Annotated in this window: 11 protein-coding genes; 9 read left to right on the top strand and 2 right to left on the bottom strand. The window is 69.8% G+C overall.

All coding sequences use genetic code 11. The annotated features are described in order from the left end of the window. The coding region (locus ACIBL3_RS45675; RefSeq protein WP_396360310.1) for a transposase at nt 1–434 on the bottom strand (434 nt) is incomplete at its 3' end. Between the two features lie 1,096 nt (nt 435–1,530). On the opposite strand from ACIBL3_RS45675, the gene ACIBL3_RS45680 reads away from it, so the two are divergent. Genes ACIBL3_RS45680 through ACIBL3_RS45720 form a run of 9 tightly spaced genes read left to right on the top strand, consistent with a single transcriptional unit; the run spans nt 1,531 to nt 23,623 of the window. Then, nucleotides 1,531–1,797: an acyl carrier protein gene (locus ACIBL3_RS45680; RefSeq protein WP_396360311.1), complete on the top strand. Its 267-nt coding sequence runs from the start codon at nt 1,531–1,533 to the stop codon at nt 1,795–1,797. Next, entirely contained in the window at nt 1,781–2,647 is an 867-nt protein-coding gene (locus ACIBL3_RS45685) for an alpha/beta fold hydrolase (RefSeq protein ID WP_396360313.1), read from the top strand. The genes ACIBL3_RS45680 and ACIBL3_RS45685 overlap by 17 nt, the downstream gene beginning before the upstream one ends. A gap of 33 nt (nt 2,648–2,680) precedes the next feature. Continuing rightward, entirely contained in the window at nt 2,681–9,193 is a 6,513-nt protein-coding gene (locus tag ACIBL3_RS45690) for an SDR family NAD(P)-dependent oxidoreductase (protein ID WP_396360314.1), read from the top strand. 31 nt (nt 9,194–9,224) lie between these two features. After that, on the top strand, nt 9,225–16,439 hold the full coding sequence (locus ACIBL3_RS45695; RefSeq protein ID WP_396360315.1) for a beta-ketoacyl synthase N-terminal-like domain-containing protein: 7,215 nt from the start codon (nt 9,225–9,227) through the stop codon (nt 16,437–16,439). A 13-nt stretch (nt 16,440–16,452) separates the two neighbouring features. Continuing rightward, a complete protein-coding gene (locus ACIBL3_RS45700; RefSeq protein ID WP_396360316.1) occupies nt 16,453–18,060 on the top strand; it encodes a PfaD family polyunsaturated fatty acid/polyketide biosynthesis protein in 1,608 nt (535 codons plus the stop codon). Then, the gene (locus tag ACIBL3_RS45705; protein WP_396360317.1) at nt 18,057–19,781 is read left to right on the top strand and encodes an acyl-CoA dehydrogenase family protein; all 1,725 of its coding nucleotides are present in this window, start codon (nt 18,057–18,059) and stop codon (nt 19,779–19,781) included. The genes ACIBL3_RS45700 and ACIBL3_RS45705 overlap by 4 nt, the downstream gene beginning before the upstream one ends. Next, on the top strand, nt 19,768–21,558 hold the full coding sequence (locus ACIBL3_RS45710; RefSeq protein ID WP_396360318.1) for an acyl-CoA dehydrogenase family protein: 1,791 nt from the start codon (nt 19,768–19,770) through the stop codon (nt 21,556–21,558). The genes ACIBL3_RS45705 and ACIBL3_RS45710 overlap by 14 nt, the downstream gene beginning before the upstream one ends. A 12-nt stretch (nt 21,559–21,570) precedes the next feature. Beyond that, the gene (locus tag ACIBL3_RS45715) at nt 21,571–22,308 is read left to right on the top strand and encodes a 4'-phosphopantetheinyl transferase family protein (protein WP_396360319.1); all 738 of its coding nucleotides are present in this window, start codon (nt 21,571–21,573) and stop codon (nt 22,306–22,308) included. A 22-nt stretch (nt 22,309–22,330) separates the two neighbouring features. Continuing rightward, nucleotides 22,331–23,623 (top strand): NAD(P)/FAD-dependent oxidoreductase, encoded by a 1,293-nt coding sequence (locus tag ACIBL3_RS45720; RefSeq protein WP_396360320.1) that lies wholly within the window; start codon nt 22,331–22,333, stop codon nt 23,621–23,623. A gap of 18 nt (nt 23,624–23,641) precedes the next feature. Here the strand turns inward: ACIBL3_RS45720 and ACIBL3_RS45725 are convergent, their stop codons facing one another. Beyond that, nucleotides 23,642–24,262: a MerR family transcriptional regulator gene (locus tag ACIBL3_RS45725; protein ID WP_396360321.1), complete on the bottom strand. Its 621-nt coding sequence runs from the start codon at nt 24,260–24,262 to the stop codon at nt 23,642–23,644. Nucleotides 24,263–24,273: the final 11 nt, after the last annotated feature.

A 24,273-nucleotide genomic window follows, 5' to 3' on the forward strand; every position in this document is an offset into this window, starting at 1 on the left:
GGCCCCGTCCGCGACCAGCAGGCGGGGCCTACCCACACCCCAACCATCGGCAACACCGATGACGCCGTCATCGGCAAGATGAACGACGGACAACAACCAAGCTGAGCCAGCCACGTGGCATCGGCGACATCAGTCTTGCGGCCGGGCAGGTTCTTCACGTGCCGGGCGTTGACCAAGACCACCCCGACCCCGGGCAGATCCTCAAGGAGGTAGTAGAAGGGCTTCCAGTAATCGCCGGTTGCTTCCATCACCACGCAGGTGACCTGTTCGGCGGCCAGGTGCTCACGCAGCGCCAAGATCTGCGACGTCATCGACGACCAAGTCGTGACTGTCTCGGCCGCCTTCCGTCGCCCCACCCCGGCGACCCGTACACGCACCTTGGCGTCCTTCTTCGAGACGTCCAGCCCAGCACACCGGGCATGTATCACTTCCATCCCCGTGGCTCCTTCCCGCCATTTCCCACCGTCGAATCGGACTTCGAATGCGTCCGTCGCGGGGAGGACTGGGAGAAGAAGGAAGTCTGACGCTCGGGCTCGAGGCACCAATCCACGGTTCCCGTGGACGTCCTCCGCCACCATGCTCAACTACAGGCTCACAGACACCAGAGGGTGACCGGGGTCGACCACGACGGACACCATCAGCATCCAGCTGAGACCAGCGGCCCGCAACGACCCGGCGACCCCGAATCTTCGCGGACCACGGTGCGCCCCGAAGGTGGCGCCGGCCTGCTCAACTGCGAAGAGCCATCAAACCCGGGGTGGTTCACCACCGAGGCCGAAATCGTGGCCCGAGTCAGGCCCGACTATCCGAAGATGCCGGGCGAGGCGATGCGCGTCCAGCCGTGCCGAGCCAAGCGTGTGACAGGCGAAAATACCGAATAGCCTGCTACAGGCGAGAGCGGCGCATTGAGTGACCCGCGACATGGCTATGAATAGCCATTGACAAAACCCACCGTAGCCGATGTGTCGGACGTGTGTGATGTGTGACGTCTGACCCACGGCTCAGCGGACCTTTTCCGGAATGGGAACTCAGCCTCGCGTGCCGTCAACGGACGGCGCTGCCGCATGCGCATGCCGGCTAAGCGGTGCGAAACCAGGTGCTGACGCTCTTCTCAGCTACAAAACGGACCAGCTGAACCAACTCTACGGCCCGGGAATTCTCAGGTTAATTCGCCGCATCCGATGTCCATCCAGCTGGCCCGGTGGCACACTCGAGGCCGGCGTCGGTACCACACCGGGACGATTCACCGAGAGTGATCGCCAAAGGTTCGGCCGATGATCATCTTCATTCAAACAGGCACGACTTAGAGTTCACCATGGGTAGGGTTGTCCGGCCGCCGGGAGCGCCTTTAGTCTTTCTGACTGTCAGAGTCCTCGATGAGGGATTTTTCACCTCGGACTTCGCGTATAAGACGAAGATCACACCGACGAGAATATCCGGTACCCGGACTGGAACGCGACCGATTTCGCGATCTCGCCTTTCTGTTATTTCGCAATCTCCTTTCTGCTGTGAACTTACGGAAGGACCACCATGGCTGTCGTGACGGCGCTCGAAGCTCAGACCTGGCTGATCGACAAGATCGCCCATCGCCTGGGGGTGAGCCAAAGCGAGGTCTCGCCCGAGGTGTACTTCGACGAGCTGGACCTCGACTCAACCGAGGCGCTGATCCTCGCGGGGGAGATGGAGAGCTGGCTCGGGTTCGAACTCAACACCACGGCGCTGTGGTATCACCCGACCGTCAAGGATCTCGCCGCATATGTCGCGGGGGAGTGCGCCGAGCGTGCGACCTCCGCGTAGCCCTCAACCTCCGGTCGTCCATCGGTTCCGGCCCGCCGAACCAGGCGGCCGGATCGTGTACGTCGTCCATCCGGGAGCACTAGCCCCCAACGTTCACACCTGCCTCGCCGACGCGCTGTCGGCTGGGGTCGGGCTGAGCGTGCTCGATCTCGGCGGGCTACCGGAGTACTGGGAAGCGGCGTTGACCGGAGGGCACGCGGACACCACGATCGAAACCCTCGCCGTGCGGTTGCTGGAGATCATGGCCGACCCGGAACTCCCCACCAATCCGTACACGCTGGCCGGTTGGTCGTTCGGAGGCGTGATCGCACTTGCGATGGCGCACCTCATGGCCGCCGAGCAGCGCCCCGAACGCCTGGTACTGATCGACAGCATCGCGCCGATCGAGGAGTACAAGCGGCCGGACGACGCGCTCGATCCGACCATGCTGCTCGAATGGTTCGCGCTCTATCTCGCGGCGAAGCGGGATCGGCCGGTCCCGCTCGATCCGGCCCGGCTGACCGGGGGCGCGCTCGACGACGACCTCGGCATCGTGCTCGAGGCCGCGATCGCGGGCGGTGCCCTGCCGCCCGACACGGCGCTGCCCGGCCTGCGCAAGCTCTACGCCACTTACGTGGACGGGCTGCTGCGCAACAACAGGCTGACGCTGCCCTACCGCCCCGCACCCGCTCCGCTTCCGCTGCTGCTCGTCAAGGCTGACCAGAGCCTGATTGGCGGCGATCCGGCACTCGGGTGGAAAGCTCTGGCGCCAGCCGGCCTCGAGCTGCACACCTGCCCCGGAGACCACTACAGCATGCTCAGCCGTCCCGACGCCGCCGCCGTACTGGCGCGAGCCGTCCACCCCGTCTGACCGGCCCGCCCCCGTCTGACCAAGGAATCCGCCGTGAACGCTACCCAGCACTCCGACGTCGATCGTCGGCTCTCCCAGGACCCTATCGCCATCGTCGGTCTGTCGGCGCTGTATCCCAAGGCTCGCGACCTGCGTGAGTTCTGGGCCAACATCGTCGCCGGCACCGACTGCATCGAGGACGTACCGAGCACGCACTGGGATGTCGCGGAGCACTACGATCCCGATCCTACGGCGCCGGACAAGACGTACTCCAAGCGCGGCGGATTCATCCCCACGGTGCCGTTCAGCCCGTTGGAGTTCGGCCTGCCGCCAAACACTCTCGAAGTCACCGACGTCCTGCAGCTGCTGAGCCTGGTCGTCGCCAGGGACCTGCTGCGCGACGCGGGTGCGGACCAGCCGTGGTACAACGCCGGCAGGACCGGTGTCGTGCTCGGCGTGACCGGTGCCAACCAGCTCACCCAGCCGCTGTCTGCCCGGCTGCAGACCCCCCTGCTGAAGGAGGTTGTGCGCAGCTGCGGGCTGTCCGACACCGACGCCGAGGAGATCGCCGCGAAGTTCAGCATGGCGCTCGCGCCCTGGGAGGAGAACTCGTTCCCCGGAATGCTGGGAAACGTCGTCGCGGGGCGGATCGCCAACCGGCTCGACCTGGGTGGCATCAACATGACGATCGATGCGGCGTGCGCCAGCTCGCTCGGCGCGCTGAAGGCCGCTGTCAGCGAACTGCTGGAGCGCCGGGCCGACACAATGATGGTGGGCGGCTGCGACGCCGAGAACACGATCTTCATGTACCTGTGCTTCAGCAAGACGCCGGCGTTCTCGAAGGCCGGGCAGATCCGTCCCTTCGACAAGGACGCCGACGGGACGCTGATCGGTGAGGGCATCGGCATGCTCGCGCTGCGTCGACTCGCCGATGCCGAGCGGGACGGCAACCGGATCTATGCCGTGATCCGCGGGATCGGCGCGTCCAGCGACGGGCGGTTCAAGTCCATCTACGCGCCGCGCAAGGAGGGCCAGGAGGTCGCGTTGCGCCGCGCGTACGAGGACGCCGACTGTTCGCCCGCGTCGGTCGAGCTGTTCGAGGCGCATGGCACCGGTACCGCCGTCGGTGAGGCGACCGAGCTGAGCGCCCTGGTCGACGTGGTGTCCGGGCACGAGGACGAACGGCAGTACGCGGCGATCGGCAGCGTCAAGTCGCAGATCGGCCACACCAAGGCCGCGGCCGGCGCGGCCGGGATGATCAAGCTGGCACTTTCCCTGTACCACAAGGTGCTTCCGCCCACGATCAACGTGACCGAGCCCAACCCGGCGATCGACTGGCAGGACAGCCCGCTCTATGTCAACACCGAGGCCCGGCCGTGGGTCCGGGACCCCGGACGGCCGGTTCGCCGGGCGGCGGTCTCATCGTTCGGCTTCGGTGGCACGAACTTCCACACGGTGCTAGAGGAGTACGGCGACGGCGACCAGGTGCAGGTGATGTTCCCGGTCGCCCGGGTCCACCTGTGGCACGCGGCGGATGTGGCGGCGCTGGCCCGGGCGGTGGACGACGGTGCCGAGCCGTCGCCGGGGCCGGTACCGGCCGAGCATGCCCGGGTCGCGTTCGTGGCCCGGAACACGGCGGAGCTCGCCGAGCTCCGCTCGCTCGCAGCGGGCGAGCTGCGGAGCAGGCCGGAGACCGAGGCGTGGACGCACCCGAAGGGCGTGTACTTCCGGCGGGCCGCCGCATCGACTGGCAAGGTAGCCGCGCTGTTCGCCGGGCAGGGCAGCCAGTATGTCGGCATGGGCCTGAGTGCGGTGCTCGGCCTGCCACCGCTGCGGGCGGCCTTCGACAAGGCGAACCTGTCCTTCCAGGGCGCCAAGCCGTTGTCGCGGATCGTCTTTCCGCCGCCCGCTTTCGACGAGGCGACCCGGACCGCGCAAGAGGAGGCGCTGCGCCAGACGGCGTACGCGCAGCCCGCGATCGGCGCGCTGGCCATCGGGCAGTTCCGGTACCTGAGCGAGCTGGGGTTCGCGGCAGACGGGTATCTCGGCCACAGCTTCGGGGAGCTCGCCGCGCTGTGGGCGGCTGGATCCATCGACGACGAGGGGTTCTTCACCTTGGCCCGAGCCCGTGGCGCCGCGATGGCACCGCCCGACGAGCCCGGCTTCGACCCGGGCGCGATGGCGGCGATCAGCGCGACTGACGAGCAGGTGGGTCAGCTGCTCGCCGCGCACCCGGGCCTGGTGATCTGCAACCGCAATGCCGCGGACCAGATGGTGGTCGGCGGCGCCACCGATGAGGTGGTGCGGTTCGTGGAGGCAGCGACGTCCGCAGGGCTGCGGGTTCACCGGCTGCCGGTGTCCGCTGCGTTTCACACCCCGCTCGTCGCGCATGCGGTCGAGCGGTTCACCGGCGCCGTCGCGGCGGTGGAGGTCGGCGAGCCTCGTGGCCCCGTCTACGCCAACACGGCGGGCGCCGCCTACGCGGCCGACGCCGCCGCTAACCGGCAGGTGCTCACCCAGCAGCTGGTCAATCCGGTGCACTTCGCGGAGCGGGTCGAGGAGATGTTCGCCGCTGGGTTCCGCAGCTTCGTGGAGTTCGGGCCCAAGGGCGTCCTCACCCAGCTGGTACGCCGTATTCTCGGTGATCGGGAGTTCGTTGCCATTCAGCTCGACACCGGCGTCGGGAACGAGTCGGACGTCGCGCTGAAGCGGGCAGTCGCACAGCTCGCCGTACTCGGCCTGCCGCTCGCCACGACCGACCGATATCGGGCCGAGGAGCCTGCTGCCGAAGCCCTGGCGGGCATGACGGTGCCGCTCAACGGCATCAACTACATGCCGGAATCCAGGAAGGCGGCGTACCGCGAAGCCCTCGAGAGCGGATACCGCGTTTCCCTCCCGCAGGTACCCACCGATGCGGCTCTCCCGGCCGCGACATCCGAAGCTCTTCCGGCGATTGCCCGAGAAGCACCCCCGGTGGTAGTACCAATGGCTCACCCGGCACCCGTCCCCGCCGTCCCGCAGGCGGCGCCCGCGACTCTGCCGTCCGCTGCCCCGGCCGCGGAAGCGGCGCTCCCGTCGGGAGCCGCCGCGACGCGCAGTGACCCGACCGGCGGACCCGACAGCCGGCTGTCCGAGCTCGTCGCCGACCACCTGGCCCTGCACGACGAGTACCTGGCCGGCCAGCTGCAGAGCGCCCAGCGACTGGTCAACGTACTGGAACGGGCTACCGACCAGGACCTGGTAGCCCAGGTGATCACGGGCGTCACAGCGGTGAAGGACCACGGCCTGGCGATCGGACGTACCCATCTCCGTGCCAACGAGGTGCTGCGCGACCTGGCGGCGATCGAGCTCGGTGCCGGTTCCGATCCGGTGGCCAGGCACACCACTCCACCGGCAGGACCGGCCTACACCGCACCGGCCCAGCCCGAACCCGTGGCAGAGCTGACGGCCGAGCAGCTGACCCGGGCACTGCCTCCGGTCCCGGCCGAGATCGCCTCTATCGCGAGTACGACGGCGATCACCATCGGCCAGCCTGCGCCCGTCGCCACTCCCGCGCAGCCGGCGGGTCTGTCGGTGGACGAGGTCCGTACGGCGCTGCTGGACATCGTCGCGGAGAAGACCGGCTACCCGGCCGACATGCTCGACCTCGACATGAGCGTCGAAGCCGACCTCGGTATCGACTCGATCAAGCGCGTCGAGATCATGGGCGTTCTGCAGGAGCGCTTCCCGGCCCCGGCGCCGGTCGGCCCTGAGCAGCTCGCGGAGCTCCGCACGCTGGCCGACATCGTCGCCTTCGTCGCGACCATCCCCACGGCCGGGCAGCCTGAGCCGGTCGCCGCCACCGTGCCGTCGGCAGGTCCGTCGGCCGACGAGGTCCGTACCGCACTCCTCGACATCGTCGCCGAGAAGACCGGCTACCCCGCCGACATGCTCGACCTCGACATGAACATCGAAGCCGACCTTGGCATCGACTCGATCAAGCGCGTCGAGATCATGGGCGTCCTGCAAGAACGCTTCCCCGCCCCCGCGCCGGTCGGCCCTGAGCAGCTCGCGGAGCTCCGCACGCTGGCCGACATCGTCGCCTTCATCGCCAACCTGCCCACCGCCGGGCAGCCCGACCAGGCCGGGGACCCCGTTACCAGCCCGGCTACCGTGACCGCACCGCTCGGCCGGATGCACGCCGCCGTGGTCGACGTACCCGCACCGGACCGGCTTGTGGAGGCCTATCCTGAGGGCGCCACTGCTCTCGTCGTAGACGACGGCAGCGCGCTTGTACCGGCGGTGCTGGCGCGACTGGCGGCGTACGGCTGGCGAGTCCAGGTGCTCTACCTGCCGGGTGTGCCACGGCGTGCCGAGCAGGCCGTCGCCGCTGAGCACGAGCTGTCCGGCTGGGACGACACTGAGCTCGCCGGCCGCATCGCGGACATCGCTCGCGAGCCGATCCACCTCGCCCTCTTGTTCTCCGCCGCCGACGAGCTGGACTGGCCCGAAGGAGTTCGCCGGCTGTCCCACGCCCTGCTCGTCGCCAAGCACTGCGTCGCACCGTTGACCACCACGGCGGCGACCGCGCGGCGGGTGGCGTTCGTCACAGTGACCCGGCTGGACGGGCGGTTCGGGCTCAGCGGGGTCGAAGAGTCGCGTGTGCCGGCAGCCGGCGTCGGCGGCCTGGTCAAGACCCTGGCGATCGAGGAGCCGGCGTTGTTCTGCCGGGCGATCGACCTGGCCCCATTGGTGGACCCGGTCACGGCGGCCGGGCTGGTGGTCGACGAGCTGTACGAGGCCGCCGCCGGGCCGGTGCAGATCGGCCACGACGGCACCCGCCGGGTTTGTCTGAGCCTCGCTGACACGCCGCTCGAGGTCGCGACCACAGCTGGTGCGCCCACGCAGCTGGACTCCGGCGACCTCCTCGTCGTCACCGGCGGCGGACGTGGGATCACAGCACGATGTGTGGCCGGCCTGGCCGCGGCCCACCGGCCGGGGCTGCTACTCCTCGGTCGTACGGAGCTGCGCGGTGAACCGGACTGGGCGCAGGGGATTGCCGGTAACGACTTGAAGGCGGCTGCGGCGGGGTACCTCACCCAGATCGGTGAGAAGCCGACCCCGAAGCGGGTCGAGGAGCTTTGCCGGCCGGTCGTCGGAGAACGCGAGATCCGCGAGGTCCTGGCCGAGGTGGCCGCCGTCGGCAGCGAGGTCGAGTACCTGTCGGCCGACATCACCGACGCCGCCGCGACCGCCGCGGCACTCGCCCCGTACGCCGAGCGCATCACCGGACTCGTCCATGGTGCAGGGGTGCTGGCCGACCAGTTCGTCTCCGCGAAGCAGCCGGAGAATATCGAGAGCGTCTTCGCCCCGAAGCTGGCCGGCCTGCAGACGATCGTCAACGCACTGCCCGCCGAACGCCTGCGCCACCTCGTGCTGTTCTCCTCGGCGGCGGGCTTCTTCGGGAACCGCGGCCAGTCGGACTACGCGATGGCCAACGAGGTTCTCAACGCCTGGGCTTCCTCGTGGAAGCGCCACCACCCACAGGCACACGTCACCGCCGTCAACTGGGGCGCCTGGGACAGCGGCATGGTGTCGCCGCAGCTCAAGACCATGTTCGAGGAGCGCGGCATCACGCTGATCCCGGTCGATGTCGGCGCGCGGATGTTCACCGAGCAGTTCGACGCCGAACGCGCGGCGGACGTGGTGACGGTGGTCGGCCCGACCACGCCGCTGTCCGAGCGGGAACCGGCAGCCCCCGCCTCGGCCCTCGTGATCGAGCGGAACTTCGCGGAGCTGGTCGCGGACCCGATCGTCGCCGACCACGTGATCGGGCACGTGCCGGTCCTGCCGGCGGCGGTCGCGCTCGGCTGGGCGATTGGCGCGGTCGAGCGGATCACCGGTGGCAGCGTCAGCCAGGTCCACGGCTTCGCCGTCCACAAGGGCGTCATCTTCGATGGCGAGCACAGCGGTGACCTGCGGCTTGAGGCCGGAGCGACGCAGGACGGGCTCGTCGAGGTGGCGATCCGTTCGGTGGCCGCGGATGGGGCGATCCGGCCCCACTACGCCGCCCGAGTGATGCTCGACGGCCCGGAACCGCTGCCGCGACCGGCCGCGCTGACCGGGGTGCCCGCGCTGACGGCCGGTGACGACGCCTCGCACCTGTACACGGACGGCACGCTGTTCCACGGCGAGTCGCTCCGCGGGATCCGCCGAGTGCTGGCCTCCGACGAGTCTCGACTGATCTTGGGCTGTGCTCTGGAAGGACACCGCCCCGCCGGCGGAGCCTTCCACGGTGCTCGGTACGCGCCCGGCGCCACGGACGTCCTGCTCCAGGCCGGACTGGTGTGGATGCGACTGTTCCGCGACACCGCGACACTGCCGCTGTTTGTCGGACGGATCGACCTGTACGACGCGCTATCGGACGGCGAGCCCTTCGTGGTGTTGGTCGAGCCCACGGCCAGCAACGAGACCGGAGCCACCGTCACGGTCACAGCATCCGGCCCGGACGGCCGCGTGCTCACCCAGCTGTCCGGGCTCTCCCTGGTCTCGACCCCGCAGCTGGCCGCCAAGTTCGCGAGCCGCTAACACCGGCCGCACAGAAGGGACCGCAGCTGCCATGAGCATGTTCGCGATCGTCGGCCTGTCCTGCCTCTTCCCCGGGGCTCACTCGCCCGAGGAGTTCTGGACGAACCTGCGGGACGGTGTCGACAGCCGCCGCGACGGCGGACCGGAGCTTTTCGGCTCCGCCGACACCGACCCGGAACACCAGATCACCTGTACGCGCGGAGGTTTCGTCACGGACTTCGCGTTCGAGCCCTCCGGCTACCTGCTCGCGCCGGGGCTGCTTGGTGCACTCGACCCGGTGTTCCAGTGGTCGCTGCACGTGGCGCGGGAGGCCCTGCGCGACAGCGGCCATGCCGAGCGGCCCGACGTACTGGGCCGGTGCGGACTGGTGCTCGGGAACTACTCGTTCCCGACACCGTCCTCGGCGCGGATCAGCGTGCCGCTGGTACAGGAGGCAGTGCTGTCCGGCCTCCGCGGGGCAGGGTTGCCGATCCCGCCCCGTTCCGCGATGTACGAGCTGGAGGGCACGGCCGGGTACGACGCACGAGTGAGTGGGGCGCCCGCACGGGTGGCGGCGGAGGCGCTCGGTCTGGGCGGTCCCCGCTACGCACTGGACGCCGCGTGCTCGTCGGCGCTGTACGCACTCAAGCTGGCCTGCGACCACCTGGCCACTGGCCAGGCAGACCTGATGCTGGCTGGCGGAGTCTGCGCGCCTGACCCGGCGCTCATCCACCTGTGCTTCTCCGACCTGCACGCGTACTCGGACAACGGCATTAGCCAGCCGTTCGACGCGCGGTCGACCGGCATCATCACCGGCCGGGGTGCCGGCATGATGGCGGTCCGGCGGCTCAGCGACGCGCTGGCCGACGGTGACGAGATCTACGCCGTCATCGACGGCATCGGGCTGTCCAACGACGGGCTTGGCCGGCACCTGCTGGTACCCAACGCCGCGGGCCAGCTCGCGGCGTACGAGCACGCCTATGCGCAAGCTACGATCGCTCCGGGCGAGATCGACTATCTGGAGTGCCACGCGACCGGTACGCCGATCGGCGACCGCACCGAGGCCGAGTCCGTGCTCGAGTGGTTCGGGCCGAACGGCCCGCTCCTCGGCTCGGTCAAGGCCAACCTCGGGCACCTGCTGACGGTCGCCGGCCTGAGCAGCCTGCTCAAGGTGATCCTGGCGATGCGGCACGGCGAGCTACCGCCGACGATCGGCATCGAATCGCCCGGTGCCGCCGGCGTCGACGCGCAGCTGGTCCGGGCCCGGCGCGACTGGCCCGCGACGCAAGGTCCACGCCGGGCGGCGGTCTCGGCGTTCGGCTTCGGCGGGACGAACGCCCACGTCCTCCTGTCCCAGCCCAAGCCGGCACCGTCGGCCACTCCGCCCGCGCCCGTCGAACCACCCGCGCTGGACGTCATCGGGCTGGGCGCACACTTCGGGCCGTTCGAGTCGGTCGCCGCTTTCGAGCGCGCGATGCACGACGGCACCGACGGGTTCCGGCCGCTGCCCGATCGGCGCTGGCGTGGCCTGGATCGCACTGCCGACGGCATGCTCGAACGCGCAGGGCTGGGGCGGGAAACGCTCCCGGCCGGTGCGTTCGTCGACACGGTGGCGCTGGACCCGGTGGACCACCGGATCCCGCCGGCCGACCTGCGCAACTACAACCTCCAGCACGCGCTGCTGTCCAAGGTCGCCGACGAGGCGCTCCGCGATGCCGGGTTCAGCCGCGTTGTCCCGGCCGGGGAGTCCGGACCGTCGCCTCGGCGGTGCGCGGTCGTGGTGGCGATGGAGATCGAGCCGAGCGCGCACCTGCACCTGGCCAGGTACGGAATCGGCTCGTTCCTGCGGCAGCTGTACGACGAGGCCGGACTCGAGCTCACCGACGACCAGCGGGAGGCGCTCGCCGCCATCGCCCGCGACGCTGTGCACGAGCCGATCGTCGCCAACGAAGTCCTGAGCTACATCGGCAGCATCATGGCCAGCCGGATCTCCTCGCTGTGGAACCTGACCGGCCCGTCGTTCACCGTATCCGCAGACGAAGCGGTCGCGGCCGAGGCGTTGCAGATCGCCCAGCTGCTGCTGGTGGACGAGAGCATCGAGGCCGTCCTGGTCGGCGCCGTCGACCTGGCCGGATCGCCGGAGAACCTGCTGCTGCGCGGCCGTCACGGGGACGGCACCTGTACGCCGGGCCTGACGTTCGGCGACGGGCAACAGGGCTGGCGGATCGGCGAGGGCGCGGGCGCGGTCGTCGTCACCCGGCCCGGTACCGCGAGCCGCAAGCCGTACGCCACGGTCGAGTCCGTCGTCGTCCGGCACGCCGCCCCAACGGACGGCCGGCCTGCCGGGACCGACCCGGGCCTGCTCGCCGCGGCAGCCACCGAGGCTCTCGCGGGGGCGGGTATCAGCGCGGCCGACGTCGGCTACGTGGAGGCGCACGCGGACGGTACACCGGACGCCGACCGGGCTGAGCTGGCTGCGCTCGCCGAGGTCTACCCGGCCAGTGCCGGCGCCGTCGCCTTCGGCAGTGCGAAGGCCCACATCGGCGACACCGGCGTCGCGGCCGGGATGGCCGGGCTGCTGCGCGCCGTACTGTGCCTGCATCACCGGTACCTGCCGGGCGCTCCCGGCTGGCGCCGGCCGGGCGACGGCCTGGCGGAGGATTTCGCGGCGTCCGCGTTCTATGTCCCCGAGACCTCCCGGCCCTGGTTCCGGGCGACCAACGGTTCCCGGCGATATGCGGCGGTGAGCCTGCTCGGCTCGTACGGCGCCCACGGTCAGCTCGTGCTGTCCGCAGGCGACACCGCCGACACGCTCCCGGCCAGCAACTGGAAGGCGGCCGGCGGGCCGCTCCTGCTCGCGCTCGGCGCTCCCGACCTCCCCGGCTTGGTCGCGGAACTGACACGTCATCAGGAGCTGCTGTCCGCCGACACCGACCCGTCCGAGCTGGCCCGGGCAGCAGCGGGACGGCTGAACGGCGGTACGCTGCGGGCCGTGATCGTCGGGCACGACACCGCCGAACTGCGTCACCAGCTGGAGCTGGCGGCGCGCGACCTCCCCGGCGCGTTCGAGCGCGGCGACGAGTGGGCGACACCGGCCGGCAGTTTCTTCACCGGCCGGCCGATCGGTCCGGACGGCAAGGTGGCGCTGGTTTACCCCGGCGCCTTCAACACCTACCCCGGCCTCGGCCAGGACCTGTTCCGAGCTTTCCCCGGCCTGCTCACGACGTTCGAGTCCGAGACCGAGACGCCGGACCGCACGTTCCGGGCGGCGGAGCTCTATCCGCGCACCCAGGTGACGCCGGACCGGCGGGCGCTGATGGAGCTCGAGTCCCGGTTCGGCGACGAGCTGCCGTTCTTGCTCGTCACCGGTACGACGTTCGCGATCCTCGCCACCGACTTGCTGCGCGAGGTGTTGCGGGTGCCGGTGCACGGCGCGTTCGGCTACAGCCTGGGCGAGTCCAGCATGCTGTTCGCCACCGGCGGCTGGCAGCGGGAGGGCAGGCGCGACGACCGGATCACTGCGACCCCGCTGTTCCGCGACCGGCTGTGCGGTCCTCGCCGTACGGTCCGCGAGTCGTGGCAGCTGGCTGGCGACGTACCGGACGAGCAGGTCTGGGCCAGCTTCGTACTCCTGGACGACGCCGAGCGGGTGCAAGCCGCCCTGGCCACGCACGACCGGGTCTACCTCACGCACGTCAACACGCCGACCGAGGTGGTGATCGCCGGCGACCCGGCGCAGTGCCGGTCGCTGATCGCAGACCTGGGCTGCCCCTCGGCCCGCTCGCCGGTCAACGCGGTGATGCACTGCCCGGTCGTCGACGGCGAGCTCGCCGGACTGGCCAAGCTCAACGACCACCCGACCGGTACGACGGGCGGCCTGGAACTGCTCAGCGCGTACGACTACGAACCGATGCCCGACCTCGAACGCGGCGCCATCGCCGAGCGGATCGCGCAGACGCTGCGGAGCACGATCGACTTCGCCCGGCTGGTGAGCACGGCCTACGACCGTGGTTTCCGGCACTTCGTTGAGGTCGGGCCCGGCGCCACCTGCACCCGCTGGGTACACGAGACCCTCGCCGGGCAGCCGCACACCGCGGTGGCGGTGGACCGGCGCGGCGCTTCCGTCACCCGGTCCGTCGCCTCGCTCGTCGCCCGGCTGGTCGCGAACGGGGTGCCGGTGGACCTCAGCGCGCTGCTCGGTCCGGCCGCGTCGAAGGCGCCGGCCGCGCGGGAACGGTTACTCGTCCCGGTCGGCGGCGGCGCCTCCATACCGGACCGGATCGCCCGGGACGCCGCGCCCCTGGCCGCGGAGATCCTTGCCGCTGGCAACCGTCCGGCCGCACAGAACCAGCCCGAGAACCACCTGCCAACACAGTCTGCCGAGCCCGCCTCGTGGGAGGTCATGATGCCCGCCGACCTGAGTCTCACCGATGCCGAGACCCTCACGTTCGACGGCGAACCGATGACGTTCCTGCCGTGGACCGCACCCGACGCCCCGACGCCCAACGCCCCGGCCCCGGTGGGTGCTCCGGGCATCGGAGCAGGGTTCGCGAAGGCGGCGAGTCCGACTGCATCACCCATTGTGGGCCGCGCTGACCGGACGGCCGCCGCGGAGCTGGCCGCAGAGATGCGGCAGCAGGTACTCGCGACCCACTCGGTGGTGATGGAGACGCACCGCGTCCTGCAGGACTACACGCTCACCCGCACCGAGGCCCTGCTCGACAACCCCCCGGCCGCACGCCCGGCTCCGGCCACGCCCGCCGTACCGATCACGCCCGCCGCGCCCGTCATACCGGTCACCCCCGCCGCGCCCGCGCCGGCACTTCCCGTTGCCCGCGGCAAGCAGCCGGGTGTGATCTGGGAGGAGCAGGACCTGCTGGCCTTCGCGACCGGGCGGATCGCCGACGTGTTCGGTCCGGAGTTCGCCGAGATCGACGGTTACGCCAAGAGGGTCCGGCTGCCTGCGCCGCCGTACCACTTCGTCTCCCGTGTGCTCGAGCTCAAGGCCGAGACGGGTGTCTACGAGCCGGCCTTCATCCGCACCGAGTACGACGTCCCATCGGATGCCTGGTACGCCGTCGGCGGCGGCGTACCGCCCGCGGTGGCGATCGAGGCCGGCCAGTGCGACCTGCTGCTGATCAGCTACCTCGGCATCGACTTCCGCAACAAGGGCGAGCGGGTCTACCGGCTGCTGGACAGTACGCTGGTCTTCCACGGTGATCTGCCGTCGGTCGGCCAGACCTTGCGCTACGACATCTCGATCAACCGCTTCGTGCGGCAGGGCGAGACCACGCTGTTCTTCTTCAGCTACTTCTGCTACGCCGACGGCGAGCTGATCCTGGAGCTGCAGGACGCCTGTGCCGGCTTCTTCACCCAGGCCGAGCTTGACACCCCGCTCGGTGTCGTCCTCACCGAGCAGGAGCAGGCCCAGCGGGCCGCACTCACGAAGACCTGGTTCAAACCGCTCGCCACCACCGCCAAGGACCACCTGACCGCCGCCGACCTGGAACTGCTGGCGCAGGGCCGGCCGGAGGCGGTGTTCGGCCCGGAGCACGCCCAGGACCCGGGTCTCAACCCGGCGCTCCGGCTGCCCGATGCGCGGCTGCGGATGGTCGACGAGATCCGCATCGACCGCACCGGCGGGCCGCGCGGGCTCGGCGCGATCACGGCGTACAAACGGCTCGAGCCGGACGGCTGGTACTTCGAGTGTCACTTCCCCGACGACCCGGTACTCGCCGGCTCGATGGTGGCCGAGGGCGCCGTACAGACCCTGCAGGCCTATCTGCTGCACCAGGGCATGCATCTGGTGCTGCCGGACGCGCGGTTCCAGACCATCATCGGGCTGAGTACCCAGGTCCAGGTCCGCGGCCAGATCACGCCGGAACACCGCGAGATCCGGTACGAGATCGAGGTGATGGAGCTGACCCTGCTTCCTCGCCCGTCGGTGATCGCGGACATCCTCGTCTACCTCGGCGACAAGCCGGTGATCCGGATGCGTGACTTCGGTATCCAGATCCGCGAGAAGGCCGGTACGCCGTACCGGCCAGAGCGCAGCGGCATCCCGGCGTTCCTGGGCCGGCGCAACCGTTCCGGCGAGCCCGCGATGATCAACGAGCTGCACCTGGCCCACGCCGCCAAGGGCAATCTGGGTACGGCGATGGGTCCCGAGTTCGACATCTACGGCGAGCGCCGGGCGCCGTACATCCCGAACGGGGACTTCCAGTTCGTCGACCGGATCATGTCACTGACAGGCACCCGCGGCGAGCTCCGTCCGGGCGCGGAGATGGTCACCGAGTACGACTCGCCGGCCGACGCCTGGTACTACCGCGAGAACTCGCACCCGCACATGCCGAACTGCGTGTACATGGAGACGTCGCTGCAGGCGGCCATCCTGCTCGGGTACTACCTGGGTGCGACGCTGGACCAGCCCGAGACCGAGTACTCGATCCGCAACCTGGACGGCCGGGCCACGCTGGTCAAGGACATCGACCTGCGCGGCAAGACGATCCGTCACCACTCGAAGCTGCTGATGAGCAGTGCCGTGACGGGGGCCGTGCTGCAGAACTTCAGCTACGAGCTGTCCGCGGACGGCGAGGTCTTCTACACCGGCGAGTCGATGTTCGGCTACTTCAGCGAGGCCGCGCTGTCCAACCAGGTCGGGCTGGACAACGGCAGCTACGTACCGCCGTGGATCGAAGGTGAGCGGCCGGACCCGTCCCGCGTTCGAAGGATCGAGCTTCCGGACGACGCCCCCGCGTTCACTGACCCGAGCGGTGGCCGGCTGCGGCTGCCCGCCGGCCACTTCCACCTGGTCGACCGGGTCGACCTGGTGGCCGACGGCGGCCGGCACGGCGCCGGCTACGTGCACGGGTTCCGGGCGATCCGGCCCGACGAGTGGTACTTCGACTGCCACTTCCACCGCGACCCGGTGATGCCCGGGTCGCTCGGAGTGGAGGCGGTGCTGCAGGCGATGCGGCTGTTCGTACTGGACCAGGGCCTGGCCGAGGGCATCGAGCGGCCCCGGTTCGCGATGGCGACCGCCGTCGAGACGTCCTGGAAGTACCGCGGACAGATCCTGCGGCCCGACGAGGAGGCGCGGTTCGACGTCCACGTCAAGCGGGTGGAGCGCGACCAGGACCGGCTGATCGTCGTGGCGGACGCCGACCTGTGGAAGCCGGGACTGCGGATCTACGAGCTGACCGATCTCGCCATCGAGGTCCGTCCCGACACAGAACCCCGGCCGTCCGCCGCGGGCGAGCAGGCTTGAGGAGAGGCACACCATGCAGACCCCGCTGCGGTGGCAGGGCCCGGGCGCCCCGAGCAGTGATCCCGAGGGCATCTACGCCGCACTCGCCGACCTTGACCGCCCGTGCTTCGTCGTCCACACCGGCACCGGTATCGCCGTCGCGGCCGGTGGCCAGGCCGGTGCCGGCGGGTCCGGCCTGCCGCTGCTGGCGGCCGTCGGCCCGCTGGCTCCGAGTCGGCTCGGAGCCAGCAGCTTCCTCGCCGCGCACGGGGTCGGCCAGGCCTACATGGCCGGTGCGATGGCCGGTGGGATCGCGTCCGCCGACCTGGTGATCGCCCTGGCCCGGGCCGGTTTCCTCGCGTCGTACGGCGCGGCCGGGCTGCTGCCCGAGACGATCGAGAACGACCTGCTCCGCTTCGGCGCCGAGATCCCTCGCCTGCCGTACGCGGTCAACCTGATCCACAGCCCGAGTGAGGAACGGCTGGAACGCACGGCCGTCGACCTCTTCCTGCGCCACGGCGTGACCCGGGTCGAGGCATCGGCCTTCATGGACCTGACCCCGCACATCGTGCGCTACCGGCTGAGCGGGTTGCGCCACGACCCCTCCGGTGGGGTGCTCTGCGGACACCGGGTGATCGCGAAGATCTCCCGGCCGGAGACCGCCGAGCGCTTCATGCGCCCCGCGCCGGCCACCCTGGTCACGGCACTGCTCGAGCAGAGACTGATCAGCCCGGAGCAGGCCGACCTGGCGAAGTACGTGCCGATGGCCGACGACGTCACGGTCGAGGCCGACTCGGGCGGGCACACGGACCGGCGACCGCTCACCGCCCTGCTGCCGACCATCCTGCGGCTGCGGGACAAGGTGCAGCACGAGCACCGGTACGCCGAGCCGATCCGGGTCGGCGCGGCCGGCGGCCTCGGCTGCCCGGCGTCAGTGGCCGCGGCGTTCACGATGGGCGCGGCGTACGTTGTCACCGGATCGGTGAACCAGTCCTGTGTGGAGTCCGGTGCCTCCAAGGCCACGAAGCAGCTCCTGGCCGACGCCGGCATCGCCGACTTCGACATGGCACCGGCCGCAGACATGTTCGAGATGGGTGTCGAGCTCCAGGTGCTCAAGAAGGGAACGCTGTTCCCGATGCGGGCCAAGCGCATGTACGACCTCTACACGACGTACGACGGCCTGGAGGCACTGCCCGACGCGGAACGGAACCGGCTGGAGACGCAGGTCATCCGCCGGCCGCTGGACGAGGTCTGGCAGGACTGCGTGTCGTACTTCGAGCGCCGCGATCCCGAGCAGCTCGCCCGCGCGGCCGGCAATCCCAAACGGCGGATGGCGCTGGTGTTCCGCTGGTACCTCGGAATGTCCTCGCGCTGGTCGAACGTCGGCGATCCCGACCGGGTCCTCGACTACCAGGTGTGGTGCGGACCGGCGATGGGTGCCTTCAACGACTGGGTGACCGCGAGCTATCTCAAGGCGCCGAGCAACCGCCGGGTTGGCGATGTCGCGCAGCACTTGATGCGCGGAGCGGCGTACCAGACCCGGGTCGCGCAGCTGCGGGCCAGTGGGCTAGGGCTGCCGGCGCTGGCCGCGACGTATCGTCCGGTGCCGCTTGAGCCGGCTGCGCTGAACGGTGCCCGATGAACGGAATCGGCGCGGCGGAAGCGCTGGAAGACCAGCTGGGCGACCCGTACGAGACCACGAACCCGTACGGCTTCGCGGCGGCGGTGGCACGGGACGAACGTGATGAGTTCCCCGAGCAGCTGTGCGCGGCGCTGCATGCCGCGAAGTTCCACCTGAACTACCTGCCCGTTGCGTGTGGCGGCGAATTCCGCTCGTTCGAAGACAGCCTCACGCTGGTCCAGACCGCGGCTCGCCGGGACCTGAACGTGATGCCGGGCACGATGTTCGGGATCACCGCGGCGACCTGCCTGCTGCTGCACGGTTCCGATGCCCAGCGCGAGCAGGTGTTCGGCATCCTGCGCCGCGGCGGCGCCGTCGCCTTCGCGCTGTCCGAGGCCGACCACGGCAGCGACCTGCTGGCCAACGCCACCCGCCTGGTCCCGGACACCGCGACCGGTGGCTGGCAGCTCAGCGGTACGAAGTGGATGGTCGGCCGGGGGCTTACCTGCGACGCGATCTACGTGGTTGCGCGGACCGGCGAGCGCGGACCCGGTGCATTCTCCGCCGTCCTGATCGACCCGAACGCGAGCTCGGACCGCCTGACCTCCGACCCGGCGGTGCGTACGGCCGGTATGCGCGGTATCGACTTCGCCCACCTGCGGCTCGACGACCTCCCGGTGCCGGCCGACGCCCTGGTGGGTACGGAGGGCGAGGCCGTCGAGATCGCGGTCAAGGCCCAGCAAGTCGTCCGGGTGCTGAGCATGGCCGGCAGTCTCGGCTGTGCCGACACCGCACTGCGGCTGACCCTTGACTTCGCGAGCACGCGCCGGGTCGGCCGGAAGCTGCTCACCGACACCGCCTTCCCACGCCGGGAGCTGGCGATCGCGTCCGCCGCCATGGTGGCCGCGAGCGCAGTGGCTCTCGCGGCCGCCCGCGGCCTGCACCACGTCCCCGAGGTGCTCAGCGTCTGGGGATGCGCGGCCAAGCACGTGGTGGCCGAGGCCGCCGACGACCTGATCCGGCGCTGCGGAACCGTACTGGCCACCCGGTCGGTGCTGCGGAGCGAAGGGCCTGGCGACGGGCTGTTCCAGAAGCTGCAGCGCGACGCTGCGATCGTCCGTGTCATCGACACCAGCACGATCGCCAACCTGCGCTCGTTCACCGGCCAGCTGCCGGCCCTCGCGGCTGCCCCGGGTTCCGACGCGGACCTGGTCCGGGCGATCTTCGACCTGAGCTCCCCGCTGCCGCCGTACGAGCCGGAGCGGCTGGACCTGATTGCCAGGGGCAACGACCCGGTGATCGCCGCACTCGAGGCCGTCACCGAGTCGGTACGGCGTACGCTGACCAACCGTGGCGACGCCGGCACCGCGGCGCTGGCGGGGGAGTTGACGGACCGGGTCGGCCGACTCCGGGCCGACGTACAGACGATCGGACACGGTGACGCCCTGGCGGACCTGGCCGAACGGTACTCCTGGCTGCACGCGGCGGCGTGCTGCCTGCACCTGTGGTGGGCCAACCCCCGCCGGCAACTGTTCGGCACCGAACCCGGTTCCGCGTCGTGGCTCGGCGCCTGTCTCGGCTACCTGCTCGCCCGCGCGGACGGCGTCGACCCGCGCCGGGACGCCGGACCGCTGGGCCCGGCGCTGGACGTCACCCTCGGGCTGCACCGGGCCAATCAGCTGTTCTCCGCCCATCCCGTCCAGCTGGCCGGCAAACACGGAGGTTCCGATGCCCAAGGCTGATCTGACCGAGCTTGCCCGGAGCCTCGAGGACCACCTCGGCGACCCGCACGACCCGGACAGCCGGATGCCATTCGCGCGGATCCTCGAGCTGGACGAGCGGGAGGAGTACCCGTACCCGTTCGTCAACCTGCTGCAGCGCTGGGGCGCCCTGGAGTACTCGCTTCCGCAGGCCCAGGGCGGCAAGGCAGGCGACGTCGAGGCAGGCTTCAATCTGCTTCGGCTGATCGCCCGGCGCGACCCGACCACCGGCACCGCGTTCGTCATCACGTCGCTGGCCTTCATGCCCACCTGGGCGGCCGGCACCGACGAGCAGAAGCGGGCCATGATCGAGAAGATCCAGCACGGCACCGGGTACGCCTGGGCGCTGTCGGAGCGAGAGCACGGCAGCGACCTGACCGCCAACGACCTGGTCGCGGAGAAGGTCGAGGGCGGCTACCTTCTCAGCGGCGAGAAGTGGCTGATCGGCAACGCCAGGGTCGCGCAGGGGCTGAATGTGTACGCGCGAACCGCCGGGCGAGGCGGACCGGCCGGTTACTCGATCTTCGTCGTCGACAAGCGACGTATCCCGGCCGGTGCGGTCGACGAGCTGCCCCGCGAGCGGATGCACGGCCTGCGCGGACTGGACATGAGCGGCTTTCGCCTGTCCCGGGTCTTTGTGCCCGACTCGGCCCTGCTCGGCCGGGAGGGCCAGGGACTGGAGATCGCGCTGAAGACCTCGCAGGTGGCCCGGGCCCTGATCAACGGCCTCGCGTTGTCTGCCGTCGACACCGCCCTGCGCGTCACCCTCGACTTCACCGAAGGCCGGGTGATCTTCGGCCAGACCGTCAGCGACATCCCTTACTCGCGCCGGCAGTTGGTGGAATGCTTCGCCGACCTGATGCTCGCCGACGCGATGAGTCTCGGTGCGGTACGGGCGCTGCAGGTCGTGCCTGAGCAGACCAGCGTGTGGTCGTCGGTCGTGAAGTACTTCCTCCCGACCGTGCTGGAACGGACCATGTCCCAGCTGAACGTGTTGCTGGGTGCGCGTTTCTACCTCCGTGACCACCCGCACTACGCGATCCACCAGAAGATGCTGCGCGACCTGCTGGTCGCCAACTTCGCCGATGGCAACACCGTCGTGAATCTCAAGAGCATCGCCCTCCAGCTCGACCAGTTGCTCACCTCCGCCGCCACCGCCGACCAGGCCATCCGAGACGTCGCCGAGGAGCGGGCACCCGTGCTCTACGGCATCGCGCGCGACCTGCCGCTGTACCGCCCCTGGGATCAGGAGCTGTTCACCCGGGGCCTGGACGACGCGGTGCTGGCGGCGCCGACCGCTCTGCGACGGCTGCGTGACCTGGCGGACGAGGCCAAGCCCGCTGACAGCGACCGGTTGCGGACCGCGGCCGACATCGCGGCCGAACTCCTCGGCTCGGTCACCTCGATGCGGGAACGCCTGGCTGCGTTGCGGGCTGCCATGGGCCGCGAGGCCGGCCAATCCGCCGAGCTGTTCGACCTCGCCAAGGAGTACTGCCTGGTGCACGCCGCGGCCGCCTGCGTGCACACCTACGTCCACTCCGCCGACGCGCTGGACGACCCGCTGCCCAGTGCCGCACTGCTTCTCCTGCAGTTGGAGCGGGTACGCCGGCAGCTTCGTCCGCACGAGGCCGTCACCGACACCGGCAGCATCGACGAGGTGATGCGGGTGCTGCGGCACCTGCATCAGCACCACCAGCTGTTCTCGTACTGGCAGTTCCCCCTCGCCGAACGCGGCGATCGCACCGCCGCAGGCACCTGAACGGAGCATCCCGTGTCACACCCCGATCGGCACCTGTGGCTGCTGCCGGAGGACGTGGTCGAAACGTTCAGCGCGCGGCTCGGCGGCCTGGCCGTGCTCACCGCGGCCGAGCGCGACGGGCTGGCGCGGCGGCTCACCCAGCGCGCGAAGCGGCAGTTTCTCGGCGCCCGGATGCTGAGCCGCTACGCGCTGACCGAGCGGTCGGGTCGCCTGTTGGGAGACTGGTGCTTTCGCCGTCCGGGGCACGGACGACCCGAACCCTGGCCGGACGCCGGCGGACTGCGATTCAACCTGTCACACACCGACGGGCTAATCGCCTGCGTCGTCACCCGGGGCCGTGCCTGCGGTGTCGACGTCGAGCGCACACCGGTGCGAGACGGCGCGCAGCGCTACCTGACCCGGCTCTTCGCTGGCACGGAACGCGCCGAGTTGGACACCGTCCCGGCACACCTGCGTCCCGCATATGTCGCGGCGTACTGGGTGCTCAAGGAGGCCTATCTGAAAGCCATCGGTATCGGCCTGCGGCGCCCGCTGTCGGACTTTGCGTTTGCGGGACTGTCCACGGCGCTCGCGGCGCCGGCCACCGTAAACGCCGCCCGCCCCACGACGGTGATCCGCCTGCGTGACGGCGAGCAGCCGATGAATGGCTGGCATTTCGACCTGATCCATCCCTCGCCGGACCACGTACTGGCGGTGGCCACCGAAAACGGTGAGTCAGGGCTCCTGCACACCGTCACCCTGTCCAGCTGACCACGAGATTGGAAACCCCCACATGTCCGCGAAACCCAGCATCGCCGTCATCGGAAGCGGTGTCGCCGGTCTGTCCGCGGCGTACGGCTTGCGCGCCCACGCCAGCATCACGCTGTTCGAGCGGGACGACCGGGTCGGCGGCCACGCCAGCACCGTCGAGGTCGAAGACGCGGGCGGTACCCTCGGCCTCGACACGGCGTTCATCGTGTTCAACGCACCCGCGTATCCCAACCTCACCAAACTGTTTGACGAGCTGGGTGTGGACTCGCTCAAGCTGCGCAGTGGCTTCAACTTCTTCGACCTCGACGACGGCATGCAGTACGGCAGCGAGCAGCTGGGCCTGTCGGAAGACGAGGTGACCGCCCGCTATCCCGACGGATTCCAGAACACCTGGCGCGAGGTCAGGCGCTTTCACGAAGAGGCCCGCCGGGACTTCCTCCGGAAACGCACCGACCTGCCGATGGGCGAGTATCTGGACCGTGGCGGCTATAGCGAGGCGTTCCGCCATGGCTACTTCATCCTGCTCTGCACCGCAGTCTGGTCGGTGCCCGCCGAGCTCATATGGGAACTCCCCGCCACGACCGTGATCGCCTTCTTCATGGCCCACGACGAGGGTGGCCTCGGTGGGCGGGAGGTCGACTGGCGCACTGTCGCCGGCGGTTCGATCTCCTACGTCCGCAAGGTGATCGCGGCCGTCGACCCCAAAGTCCGGCTGAACGAGCCGGTCACCGAGATCCATCAGGACGAGGACGGCGTCGTGGTGACCACGGCGGCCGGCACCGAACGGTTCGACTATGCGGTCGTCGCTACGCATGCCGACCAGGCGCGTGACCTCCTACAGAACCCGACGCCCGCGCAGCAACAGTTGCTCGAACCGCTTCGCTACAACGCTTCGAACGTCGAACTGCACACCGACGCGTCCGTACTGCCCGTGGACCGTAGCCAATGGAGGCCCTGGAACTACGGCAAGGTCACGCTGGACGGTCAGCTGCGGACGTACGTGACCTACTACCTGAACCAGCTGCACGGTTTCACCTCGGAGCAGGATTACTTCGTCTCGCCGGACAGCCCGTTCCCGATCGCTAACGAGAAGGTCATCAAGACGTTCCACTACGAGCACCCGATCATCGACCTGGCGATGCGGAATGCGCAGCAGACCATCTATCGGGTCAACGAAGGCACCAGGCTGAAGCTGTGCGGCTCCTACTTCCACTCCAAGCAGCAGTACTACGACCAGATCGGCTCGCACGAGGCTGCCTTCTCATCCGGCATGGAGGCCGCCGCCCAGCTGCGCCGCGAGCTCGGGGCAACTTAGATCACGACAGCGCCATCGTCATCCTGCGCGGTAGCGCTGAGCGGATTCATGCTCCTGCGCAAGCCGGCGCAAGGCAAGCAACGCCGGCTCCAGCAGGACGGTCAACAGCACCGCTCGCTCGGCCAGGTCGAACGGGTCGGTCACGCCCTCCAACTGGTTCAGGTCCAGCACCGCCATCCTTCCGGCCAGCTTGGCGTAGGGAAGCAGGGTCTTGGAATCAAGCGGAGCACCCAGGTCGCGCAGCGATGCCAGCGTGTCGGCGAGCACCGCTCGCGCGGGCGCCGACTCGTGCACCTCCCAGCCCATCTTCTGGATCAGAATGTCGACCTCGGTCACCTCCGCTGTGTCATCCTCGGATTCGTCGGTGAGCCGGATCGCGCCCAGCGCCAGGCCCAGCAGCTGGTGCTGCTCGGATGTGTGCTCCAGGAGCGCGTGGAGCACCGTCCGGGTGGTGTTCACGGACAGGCCACGGACCCCGATCAGCGCTCGGATCAGACGCAGCCGCCGCAGGTGCAGTTCGTCGTACTCGGCCTGATTGGTCGCGGTCGGCCGGCCGGCGGGCAGCAGGTCCTCCCGGATGTAGTACTTGATCGTCGCCACGGACACGCCACTACGCCGGCTCAGCTCCGAGATGCGCATCGAGACCACCC

It is taken from the genome of Kribbella sp. NPDC050124 (assembly GCF_044460355.1).
Classification (GTDB): Bacteria; Actinomycetota; Actinomycetes; order Propionibacteriales; family Kribbellaceae; genus Kribbella.

Bases quoted from the DNA above. Each gene is read 5' to 3' on its own strand.
- ACIBL3_RS45695 (WP_396360315.1), top strand. From the start codon at position 9,225: ATGAGCATGTTCGCGATCGTCGGCCTGTCCTGCCTCTTCCCCGGGGCT.
- ACIBL3_RS45725 (WP_396360321.1), bottom strand. From the start codon at position 24,262: ATGCGCATCTCGGAGCTGAGCCGGCGTAGTGGCGTGTCCGTGGCGACG.
- ACIBL3_RS45710 (WP_396360318.1), top strand. From the start codon at position 19,768: ATGCCCAAGGCTGATCTGACCGAGCTTGCCCGGAGCCTCGAGGACCAC.
- ACIBL3_RS45700 (WP_396360316.1), top strand. From the start codon at position 16,453: ATGCAGACCCCGCTGCGGTGGCAGGGCCCGGGCGCCCCGAGCAGTGAT.
- ACIBL3_RS45705 (WP_396360317.1), top strand. From the start codon at position 18,057: ATGAACGGAATCGGCGCGGCGGAAGCGCTGGAAGACCAGCTGGGCGAC.
- ACIBL3_RS45720 (WP_396360320.1), top strand. From the start codon at position 22,331: ATGTCCGCGAAACCCAGCATCGCCGTCATCGGAAGCGGTGTCGCCGGT.
- ACIBL3_RS45680 (WP_396360311.1), top strand. From the start codon at position 1,531: ATGGCTGTCGTGACGGCGCTCGAAGCTCAGACCTGGCTGATCGACAAG.